The sequence below is a fragment of the Hydrogenophaga sp. genome (genome assembly GCF_011772445.1).
In the GTDB taxonomy this organism is placed as follows: Bacteria; Pseudomonadota; Gammaproteobacteria; order Burkholderiales; family Burkholderiaceae_C; genus Hydrogenophaga.
Genome location: NZ_WVZN01000011.1, coordinates 10,374 through 34,862 on the forward strand (window position 1 = coordinate 10,374; position 24,489 = coordinate 34,862).

A 24,489-nucleotide genomic window follows, 5' to 3' on the forward strand; every position below is an offset into this window, starting at 1 on the left:
ACGAAGATGAACTGGGACGCACCCTCGGTCCGGATGCCCGTGATGCGGTGGCGCGTGGTCTGGGCCTTGCGCGAGGTGATGCTGACCTTCTGACCCACCAGCGCGTTGAGCAGCGTGGACTTGCCGACGTTGGGCTTGCCCACGATGGCCACATAGCCGCAGCGCTTGTCGGCCTCGGCCACCTCGGGCCGCGGCGGCTCGCTCGCGCTGGCGGCCTCGGCCCCGCCAGGTTTGCCGAGCGCGCGCGCCAGCATCGCCTCAAGATGGGCGTCGGCGGGAGGCGGGGCGGGCGTCTTCTGGCTCATGGGGTGGCTTTGTCGGCGGATGGCGCGCTCAGGTGTTGCAGCATGGCGGCGGCGGCGGCTTGCTCGCCCGCGCGCCTCGAGGCGCCGATGCCGCGCTCGCTGTGGCCGGTTTCCTGCACGGTGCATTCCACGTCAAAGGTCTGCTTGTGCGCCTCGCCCAGCGTGGCCACCACGCGGTAGACAGGCAGCTTCATTTTGCGGCCCTGCAGCCACTCCTGCAATTCGGTTTTCGGGTCTTTGCCCAGGGCCGTCATGCTGGCGCTGAGTTCGACGCCGCTGTAGAGGCGCCGCACCAGCTGCGAGGCGGTCTCGAAGCCGGCGTCGAGGTAGACGGCACCGATCACCGCCTCGAGCGCGTCGGCCAGGATGGAAGGACGTTTATGCCCCCCGGAACGCTTTTCGCCGTCGCCAAGCCGCAGGCCGGACGACAGGCCCAGCGCCTGGGCGAGTTCGAACAAGGTGTCCTGCTTGACCAGGTTGGCGCGCACGCGCGAGAGATCGCCCTCGGGCAAGGCGTTCAGCTTCTCGAACAAGAGGCCGGAGACGGCCAGGTTGAGCACGGAGTCGCCGAGGAATTCAAGACGCTCGTTGTGATCCGCGCCGAAGCTGCGGTGGGTCAGCGCCCGCTCCAGCAGGCGGGGATTGGCAAAGCGGTGCTGCAGGCGGCCCTGCAGCGCGGTGAGGTCGGGGTTCAAGCCATCAAGCGGGCCATGCTCATTGCGAGCTGCCCTTGTACTTCATCACCAGCCAGCCCGGGCCGGCCAGATGGATCTCGCGGCTGTAGTCGAAGGACACGACGACGCGATCGCCCTGCTTGCCGACCGTGAGGTCCTTGCCACTGATCGTGCGGATGTCGTCGATGGTGGCGGCCTTGTCGAAGATGCTGCGCACCTCGGCCACCGTGCCCCCTGCCGCAGCCTTTTGCACCGCCTTCTGCACGGCCATGTACTCGAGGTAAGTGGGAAACACCTGCGCCGCCACGATGCCCGCCAGCGCCAGCAGGGTACCGACAATGATCAGGCCGACGAAGGTCAGGCCCCGTTGTTGCCGCTTCAGCTTCATGCGTGTTCCTCCAGAGCGCCCGTCGTCACTCGAACGAGCCGATGCGACCGAAATCGCCGAAATTCATCCAGACGAAAAAGGCCTTGCCGACGATATTCGCTTCGGGCACGAAACCCCAATACCGCGAGTCGAGCGAATTGTCGCGATTGTCGCCCATCATGAAGTAGTGTCCGGCCGGCACCTTGCAGACCATGCCTTCCACGCTGTAGCGGCAGGCGTCGGCGAACGGGAATTGCGTGACGCCTTCGACAAACGCCGGGCGCGTGTCCTCGTTGAGGATGTTGTAGTGCTTGCCGCCCAGGCTCTCTTGCCATTGCTTGGCGTAGCGCATCGAGTCCTTGTCGAAGAAATCGGGCTGCGCCACCCGCGGCACAGGCTGGCCGTTGACCGTGAGCTGCTTGTTCAGATAGGCCACCTCGTCGCCCGGCAGGCCGACCACGCGCTTGATGTAATCCAGGCTGGGTTTGGGCGGGTAGCGGAAGACGATCACGTCGCCGCGCTGCGGCGCATGGTTGTCCCAGACCTTGGTGTTGAACACGGGCAATCGAATACCGTAGTGGTACTTGTTCACCAGGATCAGGTCGCCCACGCGCAGGGTCGGGATCATGGAACCGGAGGGGATCTTGAACGGCTCGAACAGAAAGGAGCGCAGCACGAAGACGGCCAGGATCACGGGGAACAGGCCCGCCGTCCAGTCCAGCCACCAGGGTTGGGCCAGCGCCCGCTGCCGGGCCGGTTCGATGTCGCCTTCGATCTGGCTGAAGCCCTGCTTGGCGAGGGCTTCCTTGCGCTGCTGGTGCTCCCGCACCAGGTGGTCGGCCACGCGGCGGCGCTGCGGCAGGAACACCAGCTTGTCGATGACCCAGTAGATGCCGGTGACCAGCGTCGCCAGCATCAGCAGAAGGGAGAAATTGCCCTCGACCGTGCCCGAATACCAGGCCACGGCATAGAGCCCGAACGCCGCGAGGATCACCCCCGTGACCGCACCCATCGCGGACTTCATCAGTCTTGCACCTGCAGGATTGCCAGGAAAGCCTCCTGGGGCACTTCGACGGAGCCGATCTGTTTCATGCGCTTCTTGCCAGCTTTCTGTTTTTCGAGCAGTTTGCGTTTGCGGGTGATGTCACCACCGTAGCATTTTGCCAGCACGTTCTTGCGCAGCGCCTTGACGGTTTCGCGAGCGATCACGTTGCCACCGATGGCCGCCTGGATGGCCACGTCGAACATCTGGCGGCTGATGATCTCGCGCATCTTGGCCGCCACCGCACGGCCGCGGTACTGCGACTGGCTGCGGTGCACGATGATGGACAGGGCGTCGACCTTCTCGCCGTTGAGCAGGATGTCGACCTTGACCACGTCGGAGGCGCGGTACTCCTTGAACTCGTAGTCCATGCTCGCGTAACCGCGGCTGACGGATTTGAGCTTGTCGAAGAAGTCCAGCACGATCTCGCCAAGCGGCAGCTCGTAGGTCAGCATGACCTGCTTGCCGTGGTAGGCCATGTTGATCTGCACCCCGCGCTTCTGGTTGGCCAGGGTCATCACCGGGCCCACGTACTCCTGCGGCATATACAGGTGAACCGTGACGATGGGCTCACGGATCTCCTCGATGCGGCCGGCGTCGGGCATCTTGGACGGGTTCTCCACCATGAGCACCTCGCCGTCGCCCTTGACCACCTGGTACACCACGCTGGGCGCGGTGGTGATCAGGTCCAGGTCGAACTCGCGCTCCAGCCGCTCCTGCACGATCTCCATGTGCAGCAGGCCCAGGAAGCCGCAGCGGAAGCCGAAGCCCAGCGCCTGCGAGGTCTCCGGCTCGTAGTGCAGCGAGGCGTCGTTGAGCTTGAGCTTTTCGAGCGCGTCGCGCAGGGCGTCGTACTGGTTGGCCTCGGTGGGGTACAGGCCGGCAAACACCTGCGGCTGCACCTCCTTGAACCCCGGCAGCGGCTGCTCTGCAGGGCCGGCGTTGTTGGGCAGCTTCTTTTCCAGCGTGACGGTGTCGCCCACCTTGGCGGCCGCCAGCTCCTTGATGCCCGCAATGATGTAGCCCACCTCCCCCGCCTCCAGCGATTCGCGGGGCTGGGTGGCTGGCGTGAACACGCCCAGGTTGTCGGCGTTGTAGGCCGCGTTGGTGGCCATGAGCTTGAAGCGCTCGCCCTTCAGCAGCCGGCCGTCCACCACGCGCACCAGCATCACCACGCCGACATAGGCGTCGTACCAGCTGTCGATGATCATGGCGCGAAGCGGTGCGTCGGGGTTGCCGCGCGGCGGTGGCACCTTGGCGATCACCGCCTCGAGGATCTCCTCAACGCCCATGCCGGTCTTGGCCGAGCAGGGAATGGCGTCGCTGGCGTCGATGCCGATCACGTCCTCGATCTCGCTCTTGGCGTTCTCGGGATCGGCGTTGGGCAGGTCCATCTTGTTGAGGACCGGCAGCACCTCCACGCCCAGGTCGAGCGCGGTGTAGCAATTGGCCACCGTCTGGGCCTCCACGCCCTGGCTCGCGTCCACCACGAGCAAGGCACCTTCACAGGCCGACAAGGAGCGGGAGACTTCATATGAGAAGTCGACGTGGCCCGGCGTGTCGATCAGGTTGAGGTTGTAGACGCGGCCGTCGCGGGCCTTGTACTGCAGCGCAGCGGTCTGCGCCTTGATGGTGATGCCTCGCTCCTTCTCTATGTCCATGGAGTCGAGTACCTGCTCGCTCATCTCGCGATCGGAGAGACCGCCACAGCGGGAAATGATGCGATCCGCAAGCGTCGATTTGCCATGATCGATGTGCGCGATGATCGAGAAATTGCGTATGTGGTTCATCAGAGGACCAAGCCAGGGACCATGTTCTGCGTGCGCCGGGCCAAGGCGCGCGACCATAAAAAAGGGCGCGTCAGCTGCTGACGCGCCCGTAACCAACAATCAATGGCAACTGCGATAGTTGGGGTTTCATTGTAGGCAAAAAGCCCCCCGCAGACAGCCGCCACCGAGCTTCCAAGCCCTGTCGCCGGGCCGCAACAGGGCAGTTGTTTACAGCTTATTCACAGGCTCTGGGTACAAGCTGTGCAAGGGCTGTGGATCAGACTGGGACAAGGCCTCGGGGGCTCCCGCATCGTGAATTTGCAGGCCAGGGAGCCATCCCAATCTGTGGACAAGGTGTGCGATTTTATCGAATCCAGTCATCAGTCCGTGGATTCACGTTGGTGCATACTAACTTTTTGGCCAACCGACCGGTCAGCCGCTCTTGGCAGCCCGTGGCGCCCCCGAAACACCTGGCGACAAACGGCGCAGATGCCCAGCGGGGGCCGGGGTTATTGGCCCCGATCACCCAAAAGCCGCTGCTCCACGAGCATTCACCGGGCCTGCGGGCGCACCACCGCGTATTGCGCCCACTCGCCCCGGCGCAGCAGAAGGTTCACGGGCTTGTTTTTCTCCAGCCGCGCGAGCGCCGCTTCCACGTCTTTCACCGACGACACCTCGGTATTGGCCACCGCCACGATGACGTCGCCCTCGCGCAGGCCGGCGCGCGTGGCGGGCCCGGTGACGCCCATGACGCGCACGCCGCCACGGACCTTGAGTGCCTTGGCCTCGTCGGCGCTGAGTTCGGCCAGCGTCAGCCCCAGCGACTGGACCGCGTTGCTGCTGGGCACGGGCGTGGGTTCGGGTGCCGCCGCGCGGGCTTCGGGACGCTCGGGCTCGAGCTCGGCCACCACCACGTTGAGGTCGCGCTGGCTGCCTCGGCGCAGCACCGTCATGGCGCTGCGCGTGCCGGGTTTGGTGTTGCCCACCAGGCGCGGCAGATCGACCGACTTGTCGATTTCCTTGCCGTCGAATTTGAGAATGATGTCCCCCGGCTCCACGCCGGCCTTGGCCGCCGGCGAATCGGGTTCGACACCGCGCACCAGCGCGCCTTTCGGTTGCGCCATGCCCAGCGACTCGGCCACCTCTTTGCTGACCTGGTCGATGCGCACGCCGATGCGGCCGCGCGTGACGCGACCGCTGGCGCGCAGCTCGTTGGACACGCGCACGGCCTCGTCGATGGGAATCGCGAAGGAGATGCCCTGGAAGCCTCCGGAGCGCGAGTAGATCTGGCTGTTGATGCCCACCACTTCGCCGCGCATGTTGATCAGCGGCCCGCCCGAATTGCCTGGATTGATGGCCACGTCGGTCTGAATGAAAGGCAGGTAGTCGCCCGTGTCGCGCTGCTTGGCGCTCACGATGCCGGCGGTGACGGTGTTCTCCAGGCCGAAGGGCGAGCCGATGGCCATCACCCATTCGCCCACGCGCAGGCGGTTGATGTCGCCCACTTTGACGGGCACAAGACCGGTGGCTTCGATCTTGACCACCGCCACGTCGGTGCGCGTGTCTGCGCCCACGATACGGGCCTTGAACTCGCGCTTGTCCGTGAGCGTCACGATCACCTCGTCGGCGCCGTCCACCACGTGGGCATTCGTCATGACGAAACCATCGGCGCTCAGCACGAAACCCGAGCCCACGCCGCGCGGGCGTGCCTCGTCGGACGGCGGGCCCTGACGCGGGCCGCGCGGCACGACGCCCGGCGGAATGGGGATGCCGAAACGGCGAAAGAACTCCAGCATCTCCTCGTCAGGGCCGCCCTCAGCGCCACCACGCGCCGACGCGCGCTCAAGCGTGCGGATATTGACCACCGACGGGCCGACGAGGTCGACGAGGTCGGTGAAGTCTGGCAAGCCACGCGCATTGGTGGCCGGCGCGGCCTGTGCGAAGGCGGGGGTGGTCACCAGCGCGGCGCCCGATGCGGCGACGCCGAACGCGGCGGCCAGCGCCAGGACTTGCAGAGAGGGGCGGAATCGGACGGCGGACATCGGCAACTTCCTTTGGTCAGGCTTCATCGGATCCGTTCAAGGGCATCGGCAAAACGCCGCAGCGTCGAGGCAGGCACCTCGCCCAGCGCCGTCACCCAATGGTCGCCCACGCGGCGGCTCACGGAATGCGTGGCACCCATGGCCACCTGCTCTTCGCTCCCGTGGCGCTGCGCGTCGTAAGGTTCGACAAACAGCGACACCGATGCCAGGCCATCGGAAAACACCCATTGCATGGGCGCCTGCCCCGGCGGCACGGAGCCGCCCGCCACCTCGCGCGTGTGGCAGCTCATGGCGCTGAAGCCCGGAATCGGCTCTTTCAGTTGCCAACCCTCGGCCTGCGGCGTGGTTTTGCGCAGTGCGGGTTTGACGACCTCATAACCCCGCGTGTCCTTCATCAGGCGCGTGAGCTTGTCCATGCTCACCGGCGCATCGAGCTGCAACTCGGAGAAGGCCACCTGCTCCAGCACCTGGCCTTGCGCGCCCAGCGTCTGCAGTTTCACGATCAGGCCGGACTTCTTCTCCGACCAGATCCGGTAGCCGAAGCGCCATTCGTCGCGCGGCACGATCTCCACCATGTCGGCCATGTGCCCCGCCACGCGCTGGGCGCCCACCTCGCGGGCCCCGTAGAACTGGGCGATGGCGCTCGTGGGCGTGCGCAGCATGTCGGGGAACACGCCGAGCGACTCGCGCTTCTCGACCATGGCCGTGCGCGTTTCGGGCTCGAAGGTGATGACCTCGCTGTTGCGGCGGATGGTGGTGCGCGGCACGCCGGTAAGCGTCTCCACGCGCTCCATTTGCTGCGAGCCGTCGCACACGTGCCAGATCTTGGAGGCGGACATGGCGCTGCCGGAACTGACGACCAGCGTGCCGATGTAGGAGCGCTGGCGGGACGCCTCGTGCATGCGCGCAAGCCATTCGGTCACGCTGCGCGCCGGAGCCACCCCAGGCGACACCGCCCCCTGGGCCAGCGCCGACGCGCTCCAGCCGCCGGCACAGGCCCAGACAATGAGAGCGGCACCCAGTCGGCGCAATCGCGGCGCGCGGATGTGGCGAGCCTCGAAATGCGCGATGGTGGGGTGGGCGGTCGTCATGGGCGCGGCCATCAGCGGGCGTCTGAATCGTAGGTGGCGTTGCGGATGAAGCCGGTCGAGGACTGGAACGCCGACATGCCGCCGTGCTGGCGATGCTGGGACAGCAGGCGCTCGAGCGCCGGGTCGCGGATCAGCTTGCCTTGCGAGGTGGACACCACCACCGGCCGGGTGGGCACGGCGCTCACGGGGGCGGCGGGCTGCGCCTCCGCAAGGGTGGCGGCCGGCGCGACCGCGCGCTCCTGGGCAACCACCGGCCCCTGGCTACCGCTGGGCGCACCCGCCAGCACGGTCCAGCCGACAGCGGCCACGGCCACCACGCTGGCCAGGCCCGACACCATCTTCCAGCGGAACAAGGCGTCGTTCGCGGCGGGCCCGCGCACGGCGCGAACCGGCACCGCCAAGGCGTCGGTGGCAGGCTGGTGCTCAGCGTCGAGCCGCTGGTTCAACTCGGCCAGGAAATCCCGGGGGGCGCGGGCCGGCAGCGCCGAACCCTCGCCACGCAGCACCTCGCCGATGAGCTGGTAGCCATGCCACTGAGCCAGGGGTTCGTCGCTCTCGCGACAGCGCGCGAACAGGGCGTCGAGTTCGTGCGTGTCCAGGCGCCCATCACACAGGGCCGACACCTGGTCGGCGCCCTGGAGGGCCGGATCGGGGGAAGTGAACTGGTTCATCGGGGCAACCTCTGCGTGACTGACCACTCACCAGCGCTTGCCCGACTGGCGGTCGAGCAAGGGCTTGATGCGGGTGGAAATGGCTTCGCGCGCCCGGAAGATGCGGGAACGCACGGTGCCAATGGGGCATTCCAGTGCTTGGGCGATCTCTTCGTAACTCAGGCCTTCGATCTCGCGCAGGGTAATGGCCATGCGCAATTCCTCGGGCAAGGCCTCCATCGCGGCATTGACCGCGTTGGCGATTTCCTTGCTCGCCAGCACCGCCTCGGGCGTCTCGGTGTCGGCTATGTTGGCGTTTAGTTCGCGCTCCGGGGCGGAAGTTTCATCGTCTTCGGCTCCCTTGAGCTGCGACTGGAAGACCAGCGGGTCGCGCTTCAACTCCATCAGCTGCTTCTTGGCGGTATTTACCGCGATCCGGTACAGCCAGGTGTAGAACTGGGCGTCGCCGCGGAACTGGGCGAGGGCCCGGTAGGCCCGGATGAAGGTTTCCTGGGCGATGTCCTGGACCAGGTCGGAATCGCGCACCATGCGGCCGATGAGGCGCTCGACGCGGCGCTGGTACTTGACGACCAGCAGGTCATAGGCGCGGCGTTCGCCGGCCAGGGTGCGTTGCACCAGCATGACGTCGCTGTCGGGCGGCGGCGGAGCGGTGTGGTCTTCCGTTGTCATGCGCGCGGGACTATACCCCATGCCCCTGTCGCGTTCGGGGCGGCTGGAAGCGGACTCAGCCGGGCCGATCGGATGTCACCGCGCGGCGCAACGCGAGCCAATCGACGGGTGCGTCCACGCGCTCCACCCAGACCCAGGCGGGTACGCCGGACGATCCTTTCAGGCGCAGCAGCATGCGGTTCTGCAGATCCACCGCAGCCTCCACCGCCTGAAGCGCCAGGCCTTCGTCCGTGCCGTCCAGTGCCCAGCGCCAGGTACCGCCCCGCCCCGTCGACCCGCTGAACCGCAGCAGGCCCGTGGGCTGCTGGCGTTCGCTGCGCGCCGCCCAGGCCATCCACGCCAGTCCAGCCCCGGCCAGCGGGAGCCAGGCTTCGGGTGGCACCGTCGAGGCCATCCAGGCGCCGGTCAACACCACAGCCAGCGCCAAGGCCGTCAGCACCGTGGCCCAGAAACGGGAGCGCCCCACCGGATAGGAAACCGATGGGGCGTCGCGCAAACCACTCAAGTGATCAGACCCGCTTGAACACCAGGGTGCCGTTGGTGCCGCCGAAGCCGAAGTTGTTCTTCACGGCAACGTTCACTTCCCGGTCACGCGCGGTGTTGGCGCAGTAGTCGAGGTCGCACTCGGGATCCTGGTTGACGAGGTTGATCGTCGGCGGGATCTGCTGGTGCTGGATGGCCAGCACGGTGAAGACACTTTCGATGCCGCCGGCGCCGCCGAGCAGGTGCCCGGTCATGGACTTGGTGGAGCTGACCACCATGCGCTTGGCGTGGTCACCCAGCGCTGCCTTGATGGCGTTCGACTCGTTGATGTCGCCCAGGGGCGTGGACGTGCCGTGCGCGTTGAGGTAGTCCACCTCGTCGGTGTTGACGCCAGCGTTGCGCAGGGCGTTGAGCATCGCGCGGCGGGGGCCATCCATGTTGGGCGCGGTCATGTGGCCGGCGTCGGCGCTCATGCCGTAGCCTGCCACCTCGGCGTAGATCTTCGCGCCGCGCGCCTTGGCGTGCTCGTACTCCTCGAGCACCATGACGCCCGCGCCTTCGCCAAGCACGAAGCCATCGCGGTCCTTGTCCCAGGGACGGGACGCCGCCGCGGGATCGTCGTTGCGGGTCGACAGGGCGCGCATCGCGGCGAAGCCACCGACGCCCAGCGGCGACACCGTGGCCTCGGAGCCACCCGCCACCATCACGTCGGCGTCGCCGTACTCGATCTTGCGGGCCGCTTCGCCGATGCTGTGCAGGCCGGTGGTGCAGGCCGTCACGATGGCGATGTTCGGGCCCTTGAAGCCGAAGCGCATCGACACATGGCCCGAGATCATGTTGATGATCGAGGCCGGCACGAAGAACGGCGAGATGCGGCGCGGGCCGCGGTTGGTCAGTTCGGTGTGGGTTTCCTCGATCAGCGGCAGGCCGCCGATGCCCGAGCCGATGATGCAGCCGATGCGCGTGGCCATCTCCTCATCCAGCGCCTCACCCGTGGGCAGGCCGGAATCGACCACGGCCTGGTGCGCCGCGGCAATGCCGAAGTGGATGAAGGTGTCCATCGTGCGCGCCTCCTTGGCGCTCATGTAGGACTCCAGCTGGAAATCTTTGACCTCTCCCGCGATGCGGCACGCAAAGTTCGACGGGTCGAACCGGGTGATCGTGGAGATGCCGGAACGCCCGGCCAGGAGGTTGGCCCAGGCGTCGGCCACCGTGTTGCCCACGGGGCTGATGCAACCCAGGCCGGTCACGACAACGCGACGACGGCTCATGGGGCGATCAGGCTTTCTGGTGCTTCAGCGCGTAGTCGATGGCGTGCTGCACCGTGGTGATCTTTTCGGCTTCTTCGTCGGGGATCTCGATGCCGAACTCGTCTTCGAGGGCCATCACGAGTTCCACCGTGTCCAGCGAGTCGGCGCCCAGGTCGGCCACGAAGGCTTTTTCGCTGCTGACCTGACCTTCTTCCACGCCGAGTTGTTCGGCAATGATTTTCTTGACGCGTGCTTCGATATCGCTCATAGGTCCCTCAAAGGGTGGGTTGGAATGCAGGGCGGCATTTTAGCCGGGGGACGGGGCCGCAGCCCCGGGGGAGATCAGGCCATGAACATGCCGCCATTGACGTGCAGTTCCTGGCCGGTGATGTAGGCGGCGCGCGGGCTGGCCACGAAGGCCACGGCGTGGGCGATGTCCGAGGGCTTGCCCAGGTGTCCCAGCGGGATCTGCGACAGCAGCGCTTTCTGCTGTTCCTCGGGCAGGGAGGCGGTCATGTCGGTTTCGATGAAGCCCGGCGCGACGCAGTTCACCGTGATGTTGCGGCTGCCCAGTTCCCGCGCCAGCGCGCGGGTCATGCCGGCCAGACCGGCCTTGGCGGCCGCGTAGTTGGCCTGCCCCGCGTTGCCCGAGGCGCCCACCACGCTGGTGATGCTGATGATGCGGCCGTAGCGCTGCTTCATCATGGGGCGCATGACGGCACGGCTGAGCCGGAACACGGCCTTGAGGTTGGTGTCGAGCACGGCATCCCAATCCTCGTCCTTCAGGCGCATGGCGAGCATGTCGCGTGTGATGCCCGCGTTGTTGACGAGGACATGCAGGGCGCCGTGCGCCTTGATGACCTCGTCGATGAGCGCTTCGGCGGCCTTGGCGTCGTTGACGTCGAGCACCGCGCCGCGGCTGCCGGCGCCGGCAGCGTCGACGGCCTTGAGCGCCGCGTCGATCTTCGCCGCGCCATCGGCGCTGGTGGCGGTGCCGATCACAGTGAGGCCCTGCTGGGCGAGTTCGTGCGCGATGGCTGCACCGATGCCGCGAGACGCGCCGGTGACCAGGGCCACCTGGCCCGCGAATTTCACGTCCGTCATGTGGTTCTCCTCGTTCAGGCCAGCAGGGCCTTCACCTCGGCCAGGGTGGCCGGGTCGTACAGGGCCGCGCCCTGGATGTTGGCGTCGATGCGTTTGGTCATGCCGGCCAGTACCTTGCCGGGGCCGCACTCGACGATGGTGTTGATGTCGCGCGCGCGCATGGCCTGCACGCACTCCACCCAGCGCACCGGCCCGAAGGCCTGGCGGTAGAGCGCGTCGCGGATGCGGTCGGCGTCGGACTCGACCGACACGTCGATGTTGTTGATCAAGGGAATGCGCGGCGCGGCCAGCGCGATTCCGGCCAACTTCTCGCGCAGGCGCTCGGCCGCCGGCCTCATGAGGCTGGAGTGGAACGGCGCCGACACGGGCAAGGGCAGCGCGCGCTTGGCGCCATTCGCCTTGAGCACCTCGCAGGCCTTCTCGACGGCGGCCTTGCTGCCGGCGATCACGGTCTGCGCGGGGTCATTGAAGTTCACCGCCTCGACCACCTCGGCACTGCCGGCGCCGAACGTGGCCTGCGCCTCGGCGCACCCGGCCTTCACGCGCTCGGCGTCCATGCCCAGGATGGCGGCCATCGCGCCCGCGCCGACGGGTACGGCTTCCTGCATGGCCGCTGCGCGGAAGCGCACCAAGGGCGCGGCGTCGGCCAGCGTGAGCACATCGGCGGCGACCAGCGCGCTGTACTCGCCCAGCGAGTGGCCCGCCACCGCCGTGGGCGACTCGCCGCCCTCGGCTCGCCACACGCGCCAGGCGGCCACACCCGCCACCAGCATCACGGGCTGGGTGTTGGTGGTCAGGCCCAGGGTCTCCTTGGGGCCTTCGTGGATGAGCCGGCCGAGGTCTTCGCCCAGGGCCTCGGAAGCCTCGCGCAAGGTGTCGGCGACGACAGGGTGATCGCCCCAGGCATCGAGCATGCCCACGGACTGCGAACCCTGTCCGGGGAAAACAAAAGCGAACGGTTTCATTCTTGTGTGCTTGCTGGCCGGCGGCGCGCGGTGCCGCGGCGTTCGTTCAGTAGTCGAGCAGGACCGCACCCCAGGTGAAGCCCCCGCCCACCCCTTCGAGCATGAGGGTGTCGCCCCGCTGCACACGCCCGGAGCGCACCGCGTGATCGAGCGCGAGCGGAATGGACGCTGCCGAGGTGTTGCCGTGTTCGTCGACGGTGACGATGAGCTTCTCCAGCGGCAGGTGCAGCTTCTTCGCGGCGCCCTGCATGATGCGGATGTTGGCCTGGTGCGGGATCAGCCAGTCGATGTCGGTGTCCACCCGGCCAGCCTTGTGCAGCACGTTGCGCGCGGCACGGTCCAGCACCGTAACGGCCAGGCGAAAGACCGCCTGCCCGTCCATCTTGAGCAGCGGCTGACCCGAGATCTGGCCGCCCGACACGTGCCCCGGCACGCACAGGATGCCCACGTGCTTGCCGTCGGCGTGCAGATCGCTGGCCAGGAGGCCGGGCGTGTCGGAGGCTTCCATCACCACGGCGCCCGCGCCATCGCCGAACAGCACGCAGGTGGTGCGGTCGTTGAAGTCGAGCAGGCGCGAGAAGATCTCGGCGCCGATGACCAGCGCCTTGCGTGCCGTGCCACTGCGGATCATCGCGTCGGCCACGGTGATGGCATAGACGAAACCGCTGCAGACGGCCTGCACGTCGAAGGCCGGGCAGCCGGCGACGCCAAGCTTGTGCTGGATGATGGCCGCGGTGGACGGGAACACCATGTCGGGCGTGGACGTCGCGACGATGATGAGATCGATGTCCTTGGCCGTGAGGCCGGCCGCGTCCAGCGCGGCGCGGGCGGCGTCGGCGCCCATGTCACTGGCGAACACGCCGTCGTCGGCGAAATGCCGCGCGCGGATGCCGGTGCGCTCGATGATCCACTGGTCGCTGGTCTCGATGCCCTTGGGCGCCAGCATCGCCACCATGTCGTCGTTGGTCAGGCGGCGAGGCGGCAGATGGCTGCCCGTGCCTGTGATGCGGGAATAAGCGCTCATGCAGAGGGAATCAAATGGTCGGAATGCCGCCGCGTTCGCTGACGGTCGTCTCGGGCGACAGCAGCGGGCGGGCGCGGGCAATGCGTTGTCTCACGTTGTCGAGCAGGCCGCGGGAGGCGGCATCATACGCGCGGGCCAGGGCCTGCTCGAAAGCAAAGGCGTCCGCCGAGCCGTGGCTCTTGAACACCAGTCCCTGCAGGCCCAGCAGGGCCGCCCCGTTGTAGAGGCGGTGATCGGCGCGCTGTCGGATGGCATTGAGCACCGGCAGGGCCACCGCCGCCGCCAGCTTGCGCCACAGGCTGCGCGTGAATTCCTCGCGGATGAAGCCCGCGATCATCGAGGCCACGCCCTCGCTCGCCTTGAGCGCCACGTTGCCCACGAAGCCGTCGCAGACCACGATGTCGGTGGTGCCCTTGAAGATGTCGTTGCCCTCCACGTTGCCGTGGAAGTTCAGATCGCCCGCCGCCGCGGCCTGACGCAGCAATTGCCCGGCCTGCTTGATGACCTCGTTGCCCTTGATGACCTCTTCGCCGATGTTGAGCAGACCCACCGACGGGTCGTCGCGTCCGGTGGCAGCCGCCACCAGGGCCGAACCCATCACCGCGAACTGCAGCAGGTGTTCGGCCGAGCAATCGACATTGGCGCCGAGGTCGAGCACGGTGGTGGCACCCCCACGCGCGTTGGGCATGCGGGTGGCGATGGCGGGCCGCTCGATGCCCTCCAGGGTCTTGAGCAGGTAGCGCGCGATCGCCATCAGCGCCCCGGTGTTGCCGGCCGACACCGCGGCCTGCGCATGGCCGTCCTTCACCTGCTGGATCGCCACGCGCATGGACGAATCCTTCTTGCGGCGCAGCGCGACCTCGATCGGGTCGCTCATTTCCACGACCTCGGACGCGGCCACGATGGTGCACCGCTCATGGTCCTTCAGCCGGGGCCAGTCGCGCAGAGCGTCCGAGCGCCCCACCAGCAGCAGGCGCGCCTGGGGATGGCTGGCCAGGAAGGCCTCGCAGGCGGGCATGGTCACGGCCGGCCCGACGTCCCCCCCCATGCAATCCACAGCGATGGTGATCATCTCGACTTCTCGCGGGGCGCGCTTGGCGACCTTGTTCTAATGAAAAAGGCCCGCATGCGGCATGCGGGCCCGTGTTCTCCGTGGCCAGCGGACGCGCGCAGGCGCGCCCGGCGGGCAGCCCGTGTCAGGCTTCGGACTTGTTCTTGAGCACCTGACGGCCGCGGTAGAAGCCGTTGGGACTGATGTGGTGGCGCAGATGCACTTCGCCGGTGGTGGGTTCGACGGCGGTGCCCGGGGTGGTCAGCGCGTTGTGCGAACGGTGCATGCCCCGCTTGGAGGGCGACTTCTTGTTTTGCTGGACAGCCATGTTGGGCTCCTGGAAGGCGTTGGTGAGGATTCGAGGGCGTCATCGGCTGGAACACGGCGCGGAAACCGCACGCGGCCCGGCCCATCAGGCCCGCCCTGGCGCAAAGCCAAGCATTATAGCCCGAGTCTCCGGGCTGCGGCTGATCACTGTTCACGACCGGCCCTTGAGCCTGGCCAGGCCGGCGAATGGGTGCGGGCGCTCACTGCCAGCGGCGCTCTCACCCTCGGCCTGGGTCCGCGCGCCATCGGGCAGGGGCTGCGGGCAGCTTTCGTGCAGGGGCACCAGCGGCAAGGACATGATGAGCTCGTCCTCGATGACCTCGATCAGGCTGGGTCGGGGCTCCAGCGCGAGCAGGTCTTCTTCGCTGTCGTCGTCCTGGGCCTCGGCCGTGGCCTCGTCGGCCACGAAGCGGAACCAGCGGTCCACCTCGATGGCGGTTTGCACCGGGGCCAGGCAGCGCTGACAGGTCAGCGGCACCTGGGCATGCGCCTCCAGGTGCAGCCAGGCCTGCGGGGCACCGCCGGTCGGGCCGGCGCGCATCTCGCCCCGGGCCTGCCAGCGCACGCGCTCGGCGGGGTCGATGGGCGCATGCAGGTCGTCGGCGAGGCGCGAAAAATCGGCCAGCGGCGCATCGCCCTCGAGCCGGGCGCCCGCCTGGGCGAAGCGCAACGCGTCCAGGCGCTGCGGATTGAAAACGGACGTGGGGGGCTTGCTGGCCATCGGGGCATTCTAGGCAGGCCACGACAATACGCCCATGAGCAACACCCCCTCCCCCACCCGGGCCGTGGTCCTGGGATCGACCTCCCGCTACCGGCGCGAGTTGCTGCAGCGCCTGGGGCTGCCCTTCGAGGTGGCCGCGCCCGAGGTCGATGAAACCCCCTTGCCCGGCGAAACGCCAGCCGCCATTGCCCAACGCCTGGCACTGGCCAAGGCCCGTGCCGTGGCCGAGCGCTTCCCCGAGGCCGTGGTGATCGGCAGCGACCAGGTGGCCGATCTGGCCGGCGAGCCGCTGGGCAAGCCGGGCACGCACCAACGCGCCGTGCAGCAGCTGCGACGCATGCGCGGTCAGACGGTGGTCTTCCAGACTGCGCTGGCCGTGGTGTGCCGCGCCAGCGGCTTCGAACGCCAGGACATCGCGCCCGTGCGCGTGGCGTTTCGCGGACTGGACGACGGCGAAATCGAGCGCTACCTGCGCGCCGAGCAGCCCTATGACTGCGCCGGCAGCGCCAAGAGCGAGGGCCTGGGCATCGCCCTGCTCGATCGCATCGACAGCGACGACCCCACCGCCCTGGTGGGCCTGCCGCTGATCCGCACCTGCCAGATGCTGCGCGCTGCGGGCGTGCGCCTGCCGTGACGCCGGGCACGCTCTACCTGGTGCCCACGCCGCTGGACTTCGGCGTGGCCGACAGCGCGGCGCCGCTGCCCGCCTTGTTGCCGGGCGACACCCTGGCGGTGGCCGGCCGGCTCACGCACTGGATCGCCGAGAACGCCAAGAGCGCGCGCGCCTTCCTCAAGCGCGTGGACGCGGCCACGGGCCTGGCCGCGCCGCTGCAGGAACAGCGGATCGTGGAACTGCCCCGACAGGCGCACAAGCGCGGCGACCACACGCACGACGACCAGGCTGCGCGCGACTGGCTCGCCCCCGCGCTGCAGGGCCACGACATCGGTCTGCTCAGCGAGGCCGGCATGCCCGCCATCGCCGACCCCGGCAGCAGCGTGGTGCGCGCGGCGCACGCCATGGGACTGCACGTGCGCCCGCTGGTCGGGCCGGTGTCGCTGATGCTCGCGCTCGCCGGCAGTGGGCTCAACGGCCAGCACTTCGCCTTTGTGGGCTACGTCTCGCAGGATGCCAACGAACGCGCCCGGCGCCTGCGCGAGCTCGACTCGCTGGCCGCACGCGGCGGTCAGTCGCAGATCCTCATCGAAACGCCCTACCGCAACGCCGCCCTCCTGCGCGCGCTGATCGACACGCTGCATCCGGCGACACGCCTCGCCGTGGCCAGCGGGCTGGCGCTGCCCGCGCAGCGCATCCGCAGCGCGCGCGTGGCCGATTGGCGCCGCGACCCTGCGCTCGCAGCCGATCTGCTGCTGGAACTGCCAGCCGTATTTCTCTTCGGCCCCTGAACGGGCCTCAGCCCTGGATGCGCTGCAGGTGCGCGCGCACCGCCCCGCTCAGCTCGGGGTTGGCCAGCGCCAGGTCGATCGTGGCCTCGAGGAAGCCCTCCTTGCTGCCGCAGTCGTAGCGCTTGCCTTCGTAGCGGTAGGCCTGCACGCGCTCCTTGCCGATCAGCGCGGCGATGCCGTCGGTGAGCTGGATCTCTCCACCCGCACCGCGTGGCTGCTGGCGGATGCTCTCGAACACCGCCGGCGTGAGGATGTAGCGCCCCGCCACCGCCAGCGTGGACGGTGCTTTTTCGGGCGCGGGCTTTTCCACCATGGCAAACACCTCGGCCAGCGCCGTGTTTGCGCCGTGCACGTCGACCACGCCATAGCGCTTCGTCTCGGCGCGCGGCACGTCCTGCACGGCCAGCACGGTGCCCGGGCTGCTTTCGTAGGCCTTGACCATTTGCGCCAGCACCGTGGGCCCGCCCGTGAGCTGGTCCTTGCCGAGCATCAGGTCGTCGGCGAGCAGCACGGCGAAGGGCTCGTTGCCCACCATGCGCTCGGCGCACAGCACCGCATGGCCCAGGCCCAGCGCGCGCGGCTGGCGCACGTAGAAGCAGTCCATGTCGTCGGGCTTGATGGAGGTGACCAGATTGAGCAAGGCTCCCTTGCCGGCGGCTTCCAGCTCGGTCTCGAGTTCGTAGGCCACGTCGAAGTGGTCCTCGATGGCGCGCTTGTTGCGGCCGGTGACGAAGATCATCTCGCGGATGCCGGCCTTGTAGGCCTCTTCCACGGCGTACTGCATCAGCGGCTTGTCCACCACCGGCAGCATTTCTTTGGGAATGGCCTTGGTGGCTGGCAGGAACCGGGTACCGAGACCGCCCACGGGAAATACGGCTTTACGAATCGTCGTCATGTCTTGCAATGCTCCCGAGCGATTTGTCAAACAAGCTGCCCATAATACCCACGGCCCGTGACCGCGCCCCCCGCGCGACACCGCACCGCCGCTTCGCGCGCGGTCCTTCCGGAAACAAAACGCATGAAGATCACACCCGTCATCCTGTGCGGCGGCTCGGGCACCCGCCTGTGGCCCTTGTCCCGCCAGAGTTTTCCGAAGCAGTTCGTCCCGCTGGTGGGCAACAAATCTTTACTCACGCTTACCCTGGACCGCGTGGCCTGGAGCGGCAGACCTCCCCTGTGCGTGGCGGCCGACGAGCACCGCTTCCTGGTGGCCGACGCCATCGAATCGGGCGGCCACGGCGGCACGCTGCTGCTGGAGCCCGCCGCGCGCAACACCGCCGCCGCCATGGCCCTGGCCACGCTGCAGGCCCTGCGCGACGGCGACGACAGCGGCCTGCTGCTGTTCTGCCCCGCCGACCACCACATTCCCGATGCCGTCGCTTTCGCCGACACGGTGAAACAGGGAGCGGCCGCCGCGCAAGCCGGCGCCATCGTCACCTTCGGCGTGATGCCCAGCTTCCCCAGCACGGCCTACGGCTACATCGCGCAAGGCGAAGCGCGCACCGATGGCAGCCGCCGCGTGGCCCGCTTCATCGAAAAGCCCGCCGCCGAGGCCGCGCAGGCCCTGCTGCTGCAGGGCGACGTGCTCTGGAATGCGGGCATCTTCCTGGCGAGCGCCGCCACGCTGAAGGCCGCGCTTCAGCGCCACGCCAACGACATCTGGAGCGCCTGCGAACAGGCCATGGCCGCGCCCAAGGAGGAAACCGTGGGCCGCTGCCGCTTCGTGCGGCCGGCGGCCGAGCCCTTTCTGGCCTGCCGCTCGCAGAGCATCGACTACGCCGTGATGGAGCCGCACGACGACGTGGCCGTGGTGCCCTTCCAGGGCCAGTGGAGCGACGTGGGCAGCTGGAACGCCGTGGCCGACCTCGCGCCCGCCGACGGCAACGGCAACCGCGTGCAAGGCCAGGGCCACGCGCTGCGCGCGGCCAACACCTTCATCCATGCGCCGCACCGCCCCGTGGTGGCGCTGGGCACGCACGACCTGCTCATCATCGACACGCCCGATGCCCTGCTGGTGGCCCAGCGCGACCACGCCGAGCAGGTGAAGGACGTGGTGGCCCACCTGGCCAAGAGCGACGTGCCGCAGGCCGCCGCGCACCGCCGCGTGGCGCGGCCCTGGGGGTGGTACGACAGCATCGACACGGGCGCGCGCTTCCAGGTCAAGCGCATCGGCGTCAAGCCCGGCGCCTCGCTGAGCCTGCAAAAGCACCACCACCGCGCCGAGCACTGGATCGTGGTGAAGGGCACCGCCGAGGTCACGCGCGGGCAGGAGGTGTTCCTGCTGTCAGAGAACCAGTCCACCTACATCCCCATCGGCGAGGTGCACCGCCTGCACAACCCCGGCAAGATGGAACTGGAGATGATCGAGGTGCAGTCCGGCGCCTACCTCGGCGAGGACGACATCGTGCGCTTCGAGGACATCTACGGCCGCGAGCCCAAACCCCAGACCGCCCAATGAAGATCCTGCTCACCGGCGGCGCCGGCTACATCGGCAGCCACACCGCCGTGGCGCTGGTCGAGGCCGGCTACGCGCCCATCGTGCTCGACAACTTCGCCAACAGCCACCCGGTGGTCATGGAGCGCCTGCAGCGCATCACCGGCCAGGCCTTGCCGCTGGAGCGCGGCGACGTGCTCGACACCGACTGGCTCACCGGCGTGCTGCGCCGCCACCGCCCGGTGGGCGTGGTGCACTTCGCGGGCGACAAGGCCGTGGGCGAAAGCGTGGCCGATCCGCTCAAGTACTACCGCAACAACCTGGGCGGCGCCACCAGCCTGCTGCAGGCCATGTCCACCGTGGCGGCCGAGGACCCTTCGCTGCCGCCGACGCTGGTGTTCTCCAGCAGTGCCACGGTTTATGGCGACCCGGTGCGCGTGCCCATCACCGAGGACTTCGCCCGCAGCCACACCAACCCCTATGGCCACACCAAGCTGGTCATCGAGGACATGCTGAGCGCGCTGCAGACCGCGCAGCCGCGCTGGCGCATCGGCACGCTGCGCTACTTCAACCCCGTGGGGGCGCACGAGAGCGGCCTGATCGGCGAGGACCCGGCCGGCATCCCCAACAACCTCATGCCCTTCGTGGCCCAGGTGGCGGTGGGCGCGCGCGAACACCTCAACGTCTTCGGCAACGACTATCCCACGCCCGACGGCACCGGCGTGCGCGACTACATCCACGTGATGGACCTGGCGCGCGGCCATGTGGCGGCCATCCAGGCCCTGCTGGGCCGGGGCGAAAGCTTCACCGTGAACCTGGGCACCGGCCGAGGCCAGAGCGTGCTGGAGGTGGTGGCCGCCTTCGAGAGGGCCAGCGGACGGCCCGTGCCCTACCGCGTGACGCCGCGCCGCCCGGGCGACGTGGCGCAGTGCTGGGCCGACCCGTCGCTGGCCCGCCAGCTGCTGGGCTGGCAGGCGCGCCACACGCTCGACGAGATGTGCGCCGACGCCTGGCGCTGGCAGCGCGAGAACCCGAACGGTTACCGCAGCTGAATGCCGGCCGACCGGGCCGCCTTGAACACGCCCTCGCCGACGCTGGCGCCGAACTGGCGCGCCAGGCGCAGGCCCAGGTTCTCGCGCTGGGTGTAGTCCACCACTTCCTCGGCCTTGATCACCTCGCGCGCCACGAAGTCGAGGTTGCCCAGGCCATCGGCCAACCCATTGCCCACGGCCTGCTGGCCGCTCCACACCAGGCCGCTGAAGGTGTCGCCGTTCTGCTTGAGGCGCTCGCCGCGGCCCTGCTTCACCACGTCGATGAACTGCAGGTGGATCTCGTCGAGCATGGCCTGCAGGTAAGCCTTCTGGGCTTCGTCCTGCGGGCTGAAGGGGTCCAGCATGGCCTTGTTCTCGCCCGCCACCATCAGGCGCCGCTCCACGCCGAGCTTGTCCATCAGCCCGGTGAAGCCGAAGCCGTCCATCAGCACGCCGATGCTGCCCACCAGGCTGGCCTTGTCGACGTAGATGTCGTCGGCCGCCGCGGCGATGTAGTAAGCGGCTGATGCGCAGGTCTCTTCCACCACGGCGTAGACCTTCTTGTCGTGCAGGCCCTTCAGGCGCCGGATCTCGTCGTTGATGATGCCGGCCTGCACCGGGCTTCCACCCGGCGAATTGATGAGCAGCACGATGCCTTGCGCGCCCTCGTCCTCGAAGGCCTGGCGCAGCGCGGGCAGCACGTTCTCGGCGCTCGCTTCGGCGCCGGCGGCGATGGTGCCCTCGATCTCGATCACCGCGGTGTGCGGCGTGCTGGTCTGCGTGTTGGCCATGCCTTCGGCCTTGACCACCAGCCAGACGATGGCGCCGATGACCACCAGCCAGAACAGGCGGAAGAACAGCTTCCAGCGGCGCGCGGCGCGCTGCTCGTTCAGCTGGGCGAACAGCAGTTTCTCGATGGTCTCGCGCTCCCAGCCGGCGCCGGCGGGACGGGGGGTGGCGGCGGTGTTGAAGTCCTCGTTCACGACGGGCTCTCTTTCAGAATTCCACAGGTTTGAGATGGTACTGGGAGCGCCAGTGCACAACGCCGTCGTGCTCCACGAGTTCGATCTTGAAGAGCCCGCCGCGGCAAGGCCCACCCCGGCATTCGCCGCTCCCGGGGTCGTACACCGCGCCATGCGTGGCGCACAGCAACCAGCTCGCGCTGTCGTCGAAGAAGTGGTCGGGCTGCCAGTCCAGCTCCATGGCCACATGGGTGCAGCGGTTCAGGTAGGCGTGCGCCCGGCCCTGGTGGCGGATGGCGAAAGCCCGGCAGGTCTGGCCCGCGTAGTTCACGTCGAAGGACACGCCCTTGCCGCCGTCGACCAGATCGCGGCTGTGGCACAGCGGGTGCAGGTCGTCATCGGGTGCGGGCGCCATGGCGTATCGGCCTCCTCAGGCGTGTTCGCTCAGCCAGTCGTGCAGCTCGGCCACCGAGTGCGCCACGAAGCGTGGCCCCAGGGCGTGGAAGGCGTCGGGCTCGTGCGCGCCATAGCTCACCCCCACACTCGCGCAGCCGGCGTTCACCGCCATCTGCAGGTCGTGCGTGGTGTCGCCGATCATGAGCGTGCGCTGCGGGTCCACGCCGAACTCGCGCATCAGTTCGTTGAGCATGACCGGGCTGGGTTTGCCCGCCGTTTCGTCGGCCGTGCGCGATCCATCGAAGACGCCATGCAGTTCCACCGTGCGCAGCACCTCGTCGAGCCCGCGCCGGCTCTTGCCCGTGGCCACCGCCAGCCAGTGGTGCCGCGCCTTGAGCGCCTGCAGCATCGGCAGCACGCCCTCGAACAGGCTCAGGTCGTTCTGGTGCGCCATGTAGTGGTGGCGGTAGCGCTCGCCCAGGCGCGGGTAGAGGTCGGGCGGCACATCGGGTGCGGCGTGCGCCAGGGCCTGCATCAGGCCCATGCCGATCACGTAGCTGGCCTGCGCCTTCGTGGGCACGGTGCCGCCCACGTCGGCCACCGCCAGTTGAATGCAGCGCGCAATCATGGCGGTGGAGTCGTACAGCGTGCCATCCCAGTCGAAGGCGATGAGGTCGTAGGTGCGGCCCATGGATCAGCCCAGCTTCTCGAGCGTTCGGTGGTGGTGCCGCAGGTGATCGGCCATCACGCTCTGGATGAAGTAGTAGCCGTGGTCGTAGCCCTCGTGCCAGCGCAGCGTCAGCGGCTGGCCCGCGGCGCGGCACGCGTCTTCCAGTTGGTGGGGGTGCAACTGCTCGGCCAGGAACTGGTCCGCGCGGCCCTGGTCGACCAGCAGCCAAGGGCAACGCCTGCCCGCCTTGATCAGCTCGGTGGCGTCGTGCTCGGCCCACCGGGCGCGGTCCTCGCCCAGGTAGCCGGTGAAGGCCTTCTCGCCCCAGGGGCACTGCGTGGGCGCGGCGATGGGCGCGAACGCCGAGACGCTCTGGAACAGCGCCGGGTGGCGCAGCGCCAGCGTGAGCGCGCCGTGACCGCCCATGGAGTGGCCGAACACGCCGACGCGGTCGGGGCGCAGGGCGAAGCGCTGGAACACCAGATCGCGCAACTCCTTGACGATCCAGCTCTCCATGCGGAAGTGGTCCGCCCAGGGCGCCTGAGTGGCGTCGAGGTAGAAGCCCGCTCCATGGCCGAAATCCCAGGCGGCGCTGGCGCCAGGGATGCCGGTGTCGCGCGGGCTGGTGTCGGGCGTGACGATGGCCAGGCCCAGCTTGGCCGCCAGGCGCTGCGCACCGGCCTTGATGGCGAAGGTTTCCTCGGTGCAGGTGAGGCCGGCTAGGTAGAACAGCACGGGCACCGGGCCCTTGGCGGCCTGCGGCGGCAGGAACACGCCGAAGCGCATGGGCAGTCCGGTCTCGGCCGACTCGTGCCGGTAGAAGCCCTGCACGCCGCCGAAGCAGCGGTGCTCGCTGAGCGTCTCGATCGCCATCAGAACTCCACCACGGAACGGATGGACTCGCCGCGCTTCATCAGCGCGAAGCCCTCGTTGATGTCTTCCAGCCTGAGCTTGTGGGTGATCAGGTCGTCGATGTTGATCTTGCCGTCCATGTACCAGTCGACGATCTTCGGCACGTCGGTGCGCCCGCGCGCGCCGCCGAAGGCCGTGCCTTCCCACTTGCGGCCGGTGACGAGCTGGAAGGGCCGCGTGCTGATCTCCGCGCCGGCCTCGGCCACGCCGATGATGATGCTGCGGCCCCAGCCCTTGTGCGTGCACTCCAGCGCCTGGCGCATCACCTTCGTATTGCCGATGCACTCGAAGGAATAGTCCGCTCCGCCGTCGGTGAGCTGCACGATGGCGTCGACGATGTTCTCGTGGTCCTTGGGGTTGAGGAAGTGCGTCATGCCGAACTTCCTGGCCATGGCCTCGCGCTCGGGGTTGAGGTCGATGCCGATGATCTTGTCGGCGCCCACCATCCGCGCGCCCTGGATCACGTTCAGGCCGATGCCGCCGAGGCCGAACACCACCACGTTGGCGCCCGGCTCCACCTTCGCGGTGTTCATCACCGCGCCGATGCCGGTGGTGACGCCGCAGCCGATGTAGCAGACCTTGTCGAAGGGCGCGTCCTCGCGGATCTTCGCCAGCGCGATCTCCGGCACCACGGTGTGGTTGGCAAAGGTGCTGGTGCCCATGTAGTGCAGGATGGGCTTGCCGTCCAGGCTGAAGCGGCTGGTGCCGTCGGGCATCAGGCCCTTGCCCTGCGTGCCGCGGATGAGCTGGCACAGGTTGGTCTTGCGGCTCAGGCAGAACTTGCACTGGCGGCACTCGGGCGTGTAGAGCGGAATGACGTGGTCGCCCTTCCTGAGCGTGGTCACGCCCGGGCCCACGTCCACCACCACGCCCGCGCCCTCATGGCCCAGGATGGCGGGAAACAGGCCCTCGGGGTCGGCGCCCGAGAGCGTGAAGTCGTCGGTGTGGCAGATGCCGGTGGCCTTGATCTCCACCAGCACCTCGCCGGCCTTCGGCCCTTCCAGGTCCACGGTTTCGATGGTGAGGGGGGCTCCGGCTTTCCAGGCCACGGCGGCGCGCGTTTTCATGGGCGGTCTCTCTCGGGTGATGTTGATGCGGTGGAAACACCCGAGAGATTAACCCGCC

Annotated in this window: 28 protein-coding genes; 4 read left to right on the top strand and 24 right to left on the bottom strand. The window is 68.3% G+C overall.

Going from position 1 to position 24,489, the window contains the following annotated elements; translation table 11 throughout:
• The 18 genes from GTO19_RS04625 to GTO19_RS04710 all read right to left on the bottom strand — a co-directional run.
• On the bottom strand, nucleotides 1–305 hold a 305-nt coding region (locus GTO19_RS04625), incomplete at its 3' end, for a GTPase (protein ID WP_291022261.1).
• On the bottom strand, nucleotides 302–1,000 hold the full coding sequence (gene rnc, locus GTO19_RS04630; RefSeq protein ID WP_291022263.1) for a ribonuclease III: 699 nt from the start codon (nucleotides 998–1,000) through the stop codon (nucleotides 302–304). The genes GTO19_RS04625 and rnc, both read right to left, overlap by 4 nt.
• A 19-nt stretch (nucleotides 1,001–1,019) precedes the next feature.
• Complete coding sequence (locus GTO19_RS04635) at nucleotides 1,020–1,367, bottom strand: DUF4845 domain-containing protein (protein ID WP_291022265.1); 348 nt, start codon at nucleotides 1,365–1,367, stop codon at nucleotides 1,020–1,022.
• Nucleotides 1,368–1,392: 25 nt separating this feature from the next.
• Complete coding sequence (lepB, locus tag GTO19_RS04640) at nucleotides 1,393–2,370, bottom strand: signal peptidase I (RefSeq protein ID WP_291022267.1); 978 nt, start codon at nucleotides 2,368–2,370, stop codon at nucleotides 1,393–1,395.
• Nucleotides 2,370–4,178: a translation elongation factor 4 gene (gene lepA / locus GTO19_RS04645; protein WP_291022270.1), complete on the bottom strand. Its 1,809-nt coding sequence runs from the start codon at nucleotides 4,176–4,178 to the stop codon at nucleotides 2,370–2,372. Before lepA ends, lepB begins: the two co-directional genes overlap by 1 nt.
• A gap of 530 nt (nucleotides 4,179–4,708) precedes the next feature.
• Nucleotides 4,709–6,199 (bottom strand): Do family serine endopeptidase, encoded by a 1,491-nt coding sequence (locus GTO19_RS04650; RefSeq protein WP_291022272.1) that lies wholly within the window; start codon nucleotides 6,197–6,199, stop codon nucleotides 4,709–4,711.
• 23 nt (nucleotides 6,200–6,222) lie between these two features.
• Nucleotides 6,223–7,290 (bottom strand): MucB/RseB C-terminal domain-containing protein, encoded by a 1,068-nt coding sequence (locus tag GTO19_RS04655; RefSeq protein ID WP_291022274.1) that lies wholly within the window; start codon nucleotides 7,288–7,290, stop codon nucleotides 6,223–6,225.
• 11 nt (nucleotides 7,291–7,301) lie between these two features.
• A complete protein-coding gene (locus GTO19_RS04660) occupies nucleotides 7,302–7,961 on the bottom strand; it encodes a sigma-E factor negative regulatory protein (RefSeq protein ID WP_291022276.1) in 660 nt (219 codons plus the stop codon).
• A gap of 27 nt (nucleotides 7,962–7,988) precedes the next feature.
• Nucleotides 7,989–8,630, bottom strand: coding sequence for an RNA polymerase sigma factor RpoE (rpoE, locus tag GTO19_RS04665; protein ID WP_291022278.1), 642 nt, complete (start codon nucleotides 8,628–8,630; stop codon nucleotides 7,989–7,991).
• A gap of 55 nt (nucleotides 8,631–8,685) precedes the next feature.
• Nucleotides 8,686–9,126: a hypothetical protein gene (locus GTO19_RS04670; protein WP_291022280.1), complete on the bottom strand. Its 441-nt coding sequence runs from the start codon at nucleotides 9,124–9,126 to the stop codon at nucleotides 8,686–8,688.
• A 13-nt stretch (nucleotides 9,127–9,139) separates the two neighbouring features.
• Nucleotides 9,140–10,384: a beta-ketoacyl-ACP synthase II gene (gene fabF, locus GTO19_RS04675; RefSeq protein WP_291022282.1), complete on the bottom strand. Its 1,245-nt coding sequence runs from the start codon at nucleotides 10,382–10,384 to the stop codon at nucleotides 9,140–9,142.
• A gap of 7 nt (nucleotides 10,385–10,391) precedes the next feature.
• Nucleotides 10,392–10,631, bottom strand: a complete 240-nt coding sequence (gene acpP, locus GTO19_RS04680; RefSeq protein WP_009518793.1) for an acyl carrier protein — start codon at nucleotides 10,629–10,631, stop codon at nucleotides 10,392–10,394.
• 74 nt (nucleotides 10,632–10,705) lie between these two features.
• The gene (fabG, locus tag GTO19_RS04685; protein WP_291022286.1) at nucleotides 10,706–11,467 is read right to left on the bottom strand and encodes a 3-oxoacyl-ACP reductase FabG; all 762 of its coding nucleotides are present in this window, start codon (nucleotides 11,465–11,467) and stop codon (nucleotides 10,706–10,708) included.
• A 14-nt stretch (nucleotides 11,468–11,481) separates the two neighbouring features.
• Nucleotides 11,482–12,432 (bottom strand): ACP S-malonyltransferase, encoded by a 951-nt coding sequence (gene fabD / locus GTO19_RS04690; RefSeq protein WP_291022288.1) that lies wholly within the window; start codon nucleotides 12,430–12,432, stop codon nucleotides 11,482–11,484.
• Nucleotides 12,433–12,478: 46 nt separating this feature from the next.
• A complete protein-coding gene (locus GTO19_RS04695) occupies nucleotides 12,479–13,456 on the bottom strand; it encodes a beta-ketoacyl-ACP synthase III (RefSeq protein WP_291022290.1) in 978 nt (325 codons plus the stop codon).
• Between the two features lie 10 nt (nucleotides 13,457–13,466).
• The gene (gene plsX, locus GTO19_RS04700; protein WP_291022292.1) at nucleotides 13,467–14,528 is read right to left on the bottom strand and encodes a phosphate acyltransferase PlsX; all 1,062 of its coding nucleotides are present in this window, start codon (nucleotides 14,526–14,528) and stop codon (nucleotides 13,467–13,469) included.
• 124 nt (nucleotides 14,529–14,652) lie between these two features.
• A complete protein-coding gene (rpmF, locus tag GTO19_RS04705) occupies nucleotides 14,653–14,835 on the bottom strand; it encodes a 50S ribosomal protein L32 (protein ID WP_009518787.1) in 183 nt (60 codons plus the stop codon).
• A gap of 150 nt (nucleotides 14,836–14,985) precedes the next feature.
• Nucleotides 14,986–15,555, bottom strand: coding sequence for a DUF177 domain-containing protein (locus GTO19_RS04710; protein WP_291022297.1), 570 nt, complete (start codon nucleotides 15,553–15,555; stop codon nucleotides 14,986–14,988).
• Nucleotides 15,556–15,589: 34 nt separating this feature from the next.
• Between GTO19_RS04710 and GTO19_RS04715 the strand changes: the two genes are divergently transcribed.
• Complete coding sequence (locus tag GTO19_RS04715; RefSeq protein WP_291022299.1) at nucleotides 15,590–16,189, top strand: Maf family nucleotide pyrophosphatase; 600 nt, start codon at nucleotides 15,590–15,592, stop codon at nucleotides 16,187–16,189.
• Nucleotides 16,186–16,959 carry an SAM-dependent methyltransferase gene (locus GTO19_RS04720; RefSeq protein ID WP_291022300.1) on the top strand — a complete coding sequence of 258 codons (774 nt, stop codon included), beginning with the start codon at nucleotides 16,186–16,188 and terminating at the stop codon, nucleotides 16,957–16,959. Before GTO19_RS04715 ends, GTO19_RS04720 begins: the two co-directional genes overlap by 4 nt.
• 7 nt (nucleotides 16,960–16,966) lie before the next feature.
• On the opposite strand, the gene galU is transcribed toward GTO19_RS04720, so the two are convergent.
• The gene (galU, locus tag GTO19_RS04725) at nucleotides 16,967–17,854 is read right to left on the bottom strand and encodes a UTP--glucose-1-phosphate uridylyltransferase GalU (protein ID WP_009518783.1); all 888 of its coding nucleotides are present in this window, start codon (nucleotides 17,852–17,854) and stop codon (nucleotides 16,967–16,969) included.
• A gap of 123 nt (nucleotides 17,855–17,977) precedes the next feature.
• Between galU and GTO19_RS04730 the strand changes: the two genes are divergently transcribed.
• A complete protein-coding gene (locus GTO19_RS04730; protein WP_291022302.1) occupies nucleotides 17,978–19,417 on the top strand; it encodes a mannose-1-phosphate guanylyltransferase/mannose-6-phosphate isomerase in 1,440 nt (479 codons plus the stop codon).
• Nucleotides 19,414–20,445 (top strand): UDP-glucose 4-epimerase GalE, encoded by a 1,032-nt coding sequence (galE, locus tag GTO19_RS04735; RefSeq protein WP_291022304.1) that lies wholly within the window; start codon nucleotides 19,414–19,416, stop codon nucleotides 20,443–20,445. Before GTO19_RS04730 ends, galE begins: the two co-directional genes overlap by 4 nt.
• On the opposite strand, the gene GTO19_RS04740 is transcribed toward galE, so the two are convergent.
• The 5 genes from GTO19_RS04740 to GTO19_RS04760 are packed head-to-tail and all read right to left on the bottom strand — an operon-like array spanning nucleotide 20,433 to nucleotide 24,431.
• The gene (locus GTO19_RS04740; RefSeq protein ID WP_291022306.1) at nucleotides 20,433–21,407 is read right to left on the bottom strand and encodes a S49 family peptidase; all 975 of its coding nucleotides are present in this window, start codon (nucleotides 21,405–21,407) and stop codon (nucleotides 20,433–20,435) included. The genes galE and GTO19_RS04740 overlap by 13 nt on opposite strands.
• 13 nt (nucleotides 21,408–21,420) lie before the next feature.
• Nucleotides 21,421–21,801, bottom strand: coding sequence for a Rieske 2Fe-2S domain-containing protein (locus tag GTO19_RS04745; protein ID WP_291022308.1), 381 nt, complete (start codon nucleotides 21,799–21,801; stop codon nucleotides 21,421–21,423).
• Between the two features lie 15 nt (nucleotides 21,802–21,816).
• Nucleotides 21,817–22,473 (bottom strand): HAD family hydrolase, encoded by a 657-nt coding sequence (locus GTO19_RS04750; protein WP_291022310.1) that lies wholly within the window; start codon nucleotides 22,471–22,473, stop codon nucleotides 21,817–21,819.
• A gap of 3 nt (nucleotides 22,474–22,476) precedes the next feature.
• Complete coding sequence (gene fghA / locus GTO19_RS04755) at nucleotides 22,477–23,325, bottom strand: S-formylglutathione hydrolase (RefSeq protein WP_291022312.1); 849 nt, start codon at nucleotides 23,323–23,325, stop codon at nucleotides 22,477–22,479.
• Nucleotides 23,325–24,431: an S-(hydroxymethyl)glutathione dehydrogenase/class III alcohol dehydrogenase gene (locus GTO19_RS04760; protein ID WP_291022315.1), complete on the bottom strand. Its 1,107-nt coding sequence runs from the start codon at nucleotides 24,429–24,431 to the stop codon at nucleotides 23,325–23,327. The genes fghA and GTO19_RS04760 overlap by 1 nt, the downstream gene beginning before the upstream one ends.
• Nucleotides 24,432–24,489: the final 58 nt, after the last annotated feature.

Bases quoted from the DNA above. Each gene is read 5' to 3' on its own strand.
- GTO19_RS04635 (WP_291022265.1), bottom strand. From the start codon at position 1,367: ATGAAGCTGAAGCGGCAACAACGGGGCCTGACCTTCGTCGGCCTGATC.
- lepB (WP_291022267.1), bottom strand. From the start codon at position 2,370: ATGAAGTCCGCGATGGGTGCGGTCACGGGGGTGATCCTCGCGGCGTTC.
- lepA (WP_291022270.1), bottom strand. From the start codon at position 4,178: ATGAACCACATACGCAATTTCTCGATCATCGCGCACATCGATCATGGC.
- GTO19_RS04650 (WP_291022272.1), bottom strand. From the start codon at position 6,199: ATGTCCGCCGTCCGATTCCGCCCCTCTCTGCAAGTCCTGGCGCTGGCC.
- GTO19_RS04655 (WP_291022274.1), bottom strand. From the start codon at position 7,290: ATGACGACCGCCCACCCCACCATCGCGCATTTCGAGGCTCGCCACATC.
- GTO19_RS04660 (WP_291022276.1), bottom strand. From the start codon at position 7,961: ATGAACCAGTTCACTTCCCCCGATCCGGCCCTCCAGGGCGCCGACCAG.
- rpoE (WP_291022278.1), bottom strand. From the start codon at position 8,630: ATGACAACGGAAGACCACACCGCTCCGCCGCCGCCCGACAGCGACGTC.
- fabF (WP_291022282.1), bottom strand. From the start codon at position 10,384: ATGAGCCGTCGTCGCGTTGTCGTGACCGGCCTGGGTTGCATCAGCCCC.
- acpP (WP_009518793.1), bottom strand. From the start codon at position 10,631: ATGAGCGATATCGAAGCACGCGTCAAGAAAATCATTGCCGAACAACTC.
- fabG (WP_291022286.1), bottom strand. From the start codon at position 11,467: ATGACGGACGTGAAATTCGCGGGCCAGGTGGCCCTGGTCACCGGCGCG.
- fabD (WP_291022288.1), bottom strand. From the start codon at position 12,432: ATGAAACCGTTCGCTTTTGTTTTCCCCGGACAGGGTTCGCAGTCCGTG.
- GTO19_RS04695 (WP_291022290.1), bottom strand. From the start codon at position 13,456: ATGAGCGCTTATTCCCGCATCACAGGCACGGGCAGCCATCTGCCGCCT.
- plsX (WP_291022292.1), bottom strand. From the start codon at position 14,528: ATGATCACCATCGCTGTGGATTGCATGGGGGGGGACGTCGGGCCGGCC.
- rpmF (WP_009518787.1), bottom strand. From the start codon at position 14,835: ATGGCTGTCCAGCAAAACAAGAAGTCGCCCTCCAAGCGGGGCATGCAC.
- GTO19_RS04710 (WP_291022297.1), bottom strand. From the start codon at position 15,555: ATGGCCAGCAAGCCCCCCACGTCCGTTTTCAATCCGCAGCGCCTGGAC.
- GTO19_RS04715 (WP_291022299.1), top strand. From the start codon at position 15,590: ATGAGCAACACCCCCTCCCCCACCCGGGCCGTGGTCCTGGGATCGACC.
- galU (WP_009518783.1), bottom strand. From the start codon at position 17,854: ATGACGACGATTCGTAAAGCCGTATTTCCCGTGGGCGGTCTCGGTACC.
- GTO19_RS04730 (WP_291022302.1), top strand. From the start codon at position 17,978: ATGAAGATCACACCCGTCATCCTGTGCGGCGGCTCGGGCACCCGCCTG.
- galE (WP_291022304.1), top strand. From the start codon at position 19,414: ATGAAGATCCTGCTCACCGGCGGCGCCGGCTACATCGGCAGCCACACC.
- GTO19_RS04745 (WP_291022308.1), bottom strand. From the start codon at position 21,801: ATGGCGCCCGCACCCGATGACGACCTGCACCCGCTGTGCCACAGCCGC.
- GTO19_RS04750 (WP_291022310.1), bottom strand. From the start codon at position 22,473: ATGGGCCGCACCTACGACCTCATCGCCTTCGACTGGGATGGCACGCTG.
- fghA (WP_291022312.1), bottom strand. From the start codon at position 23,325: ATGGCGATCGAGACGCTCAGCGAGCACCGCTGCTTCGGCGGCGTGCAG.
- GTO19_RS04760 (WP_291022315.1), bottom strand. From the start codon at position 24,431: ATGAAAACGCGCGCCGCCGTGGCCTGGAAAGCCGGAGCCCCCCTCACC.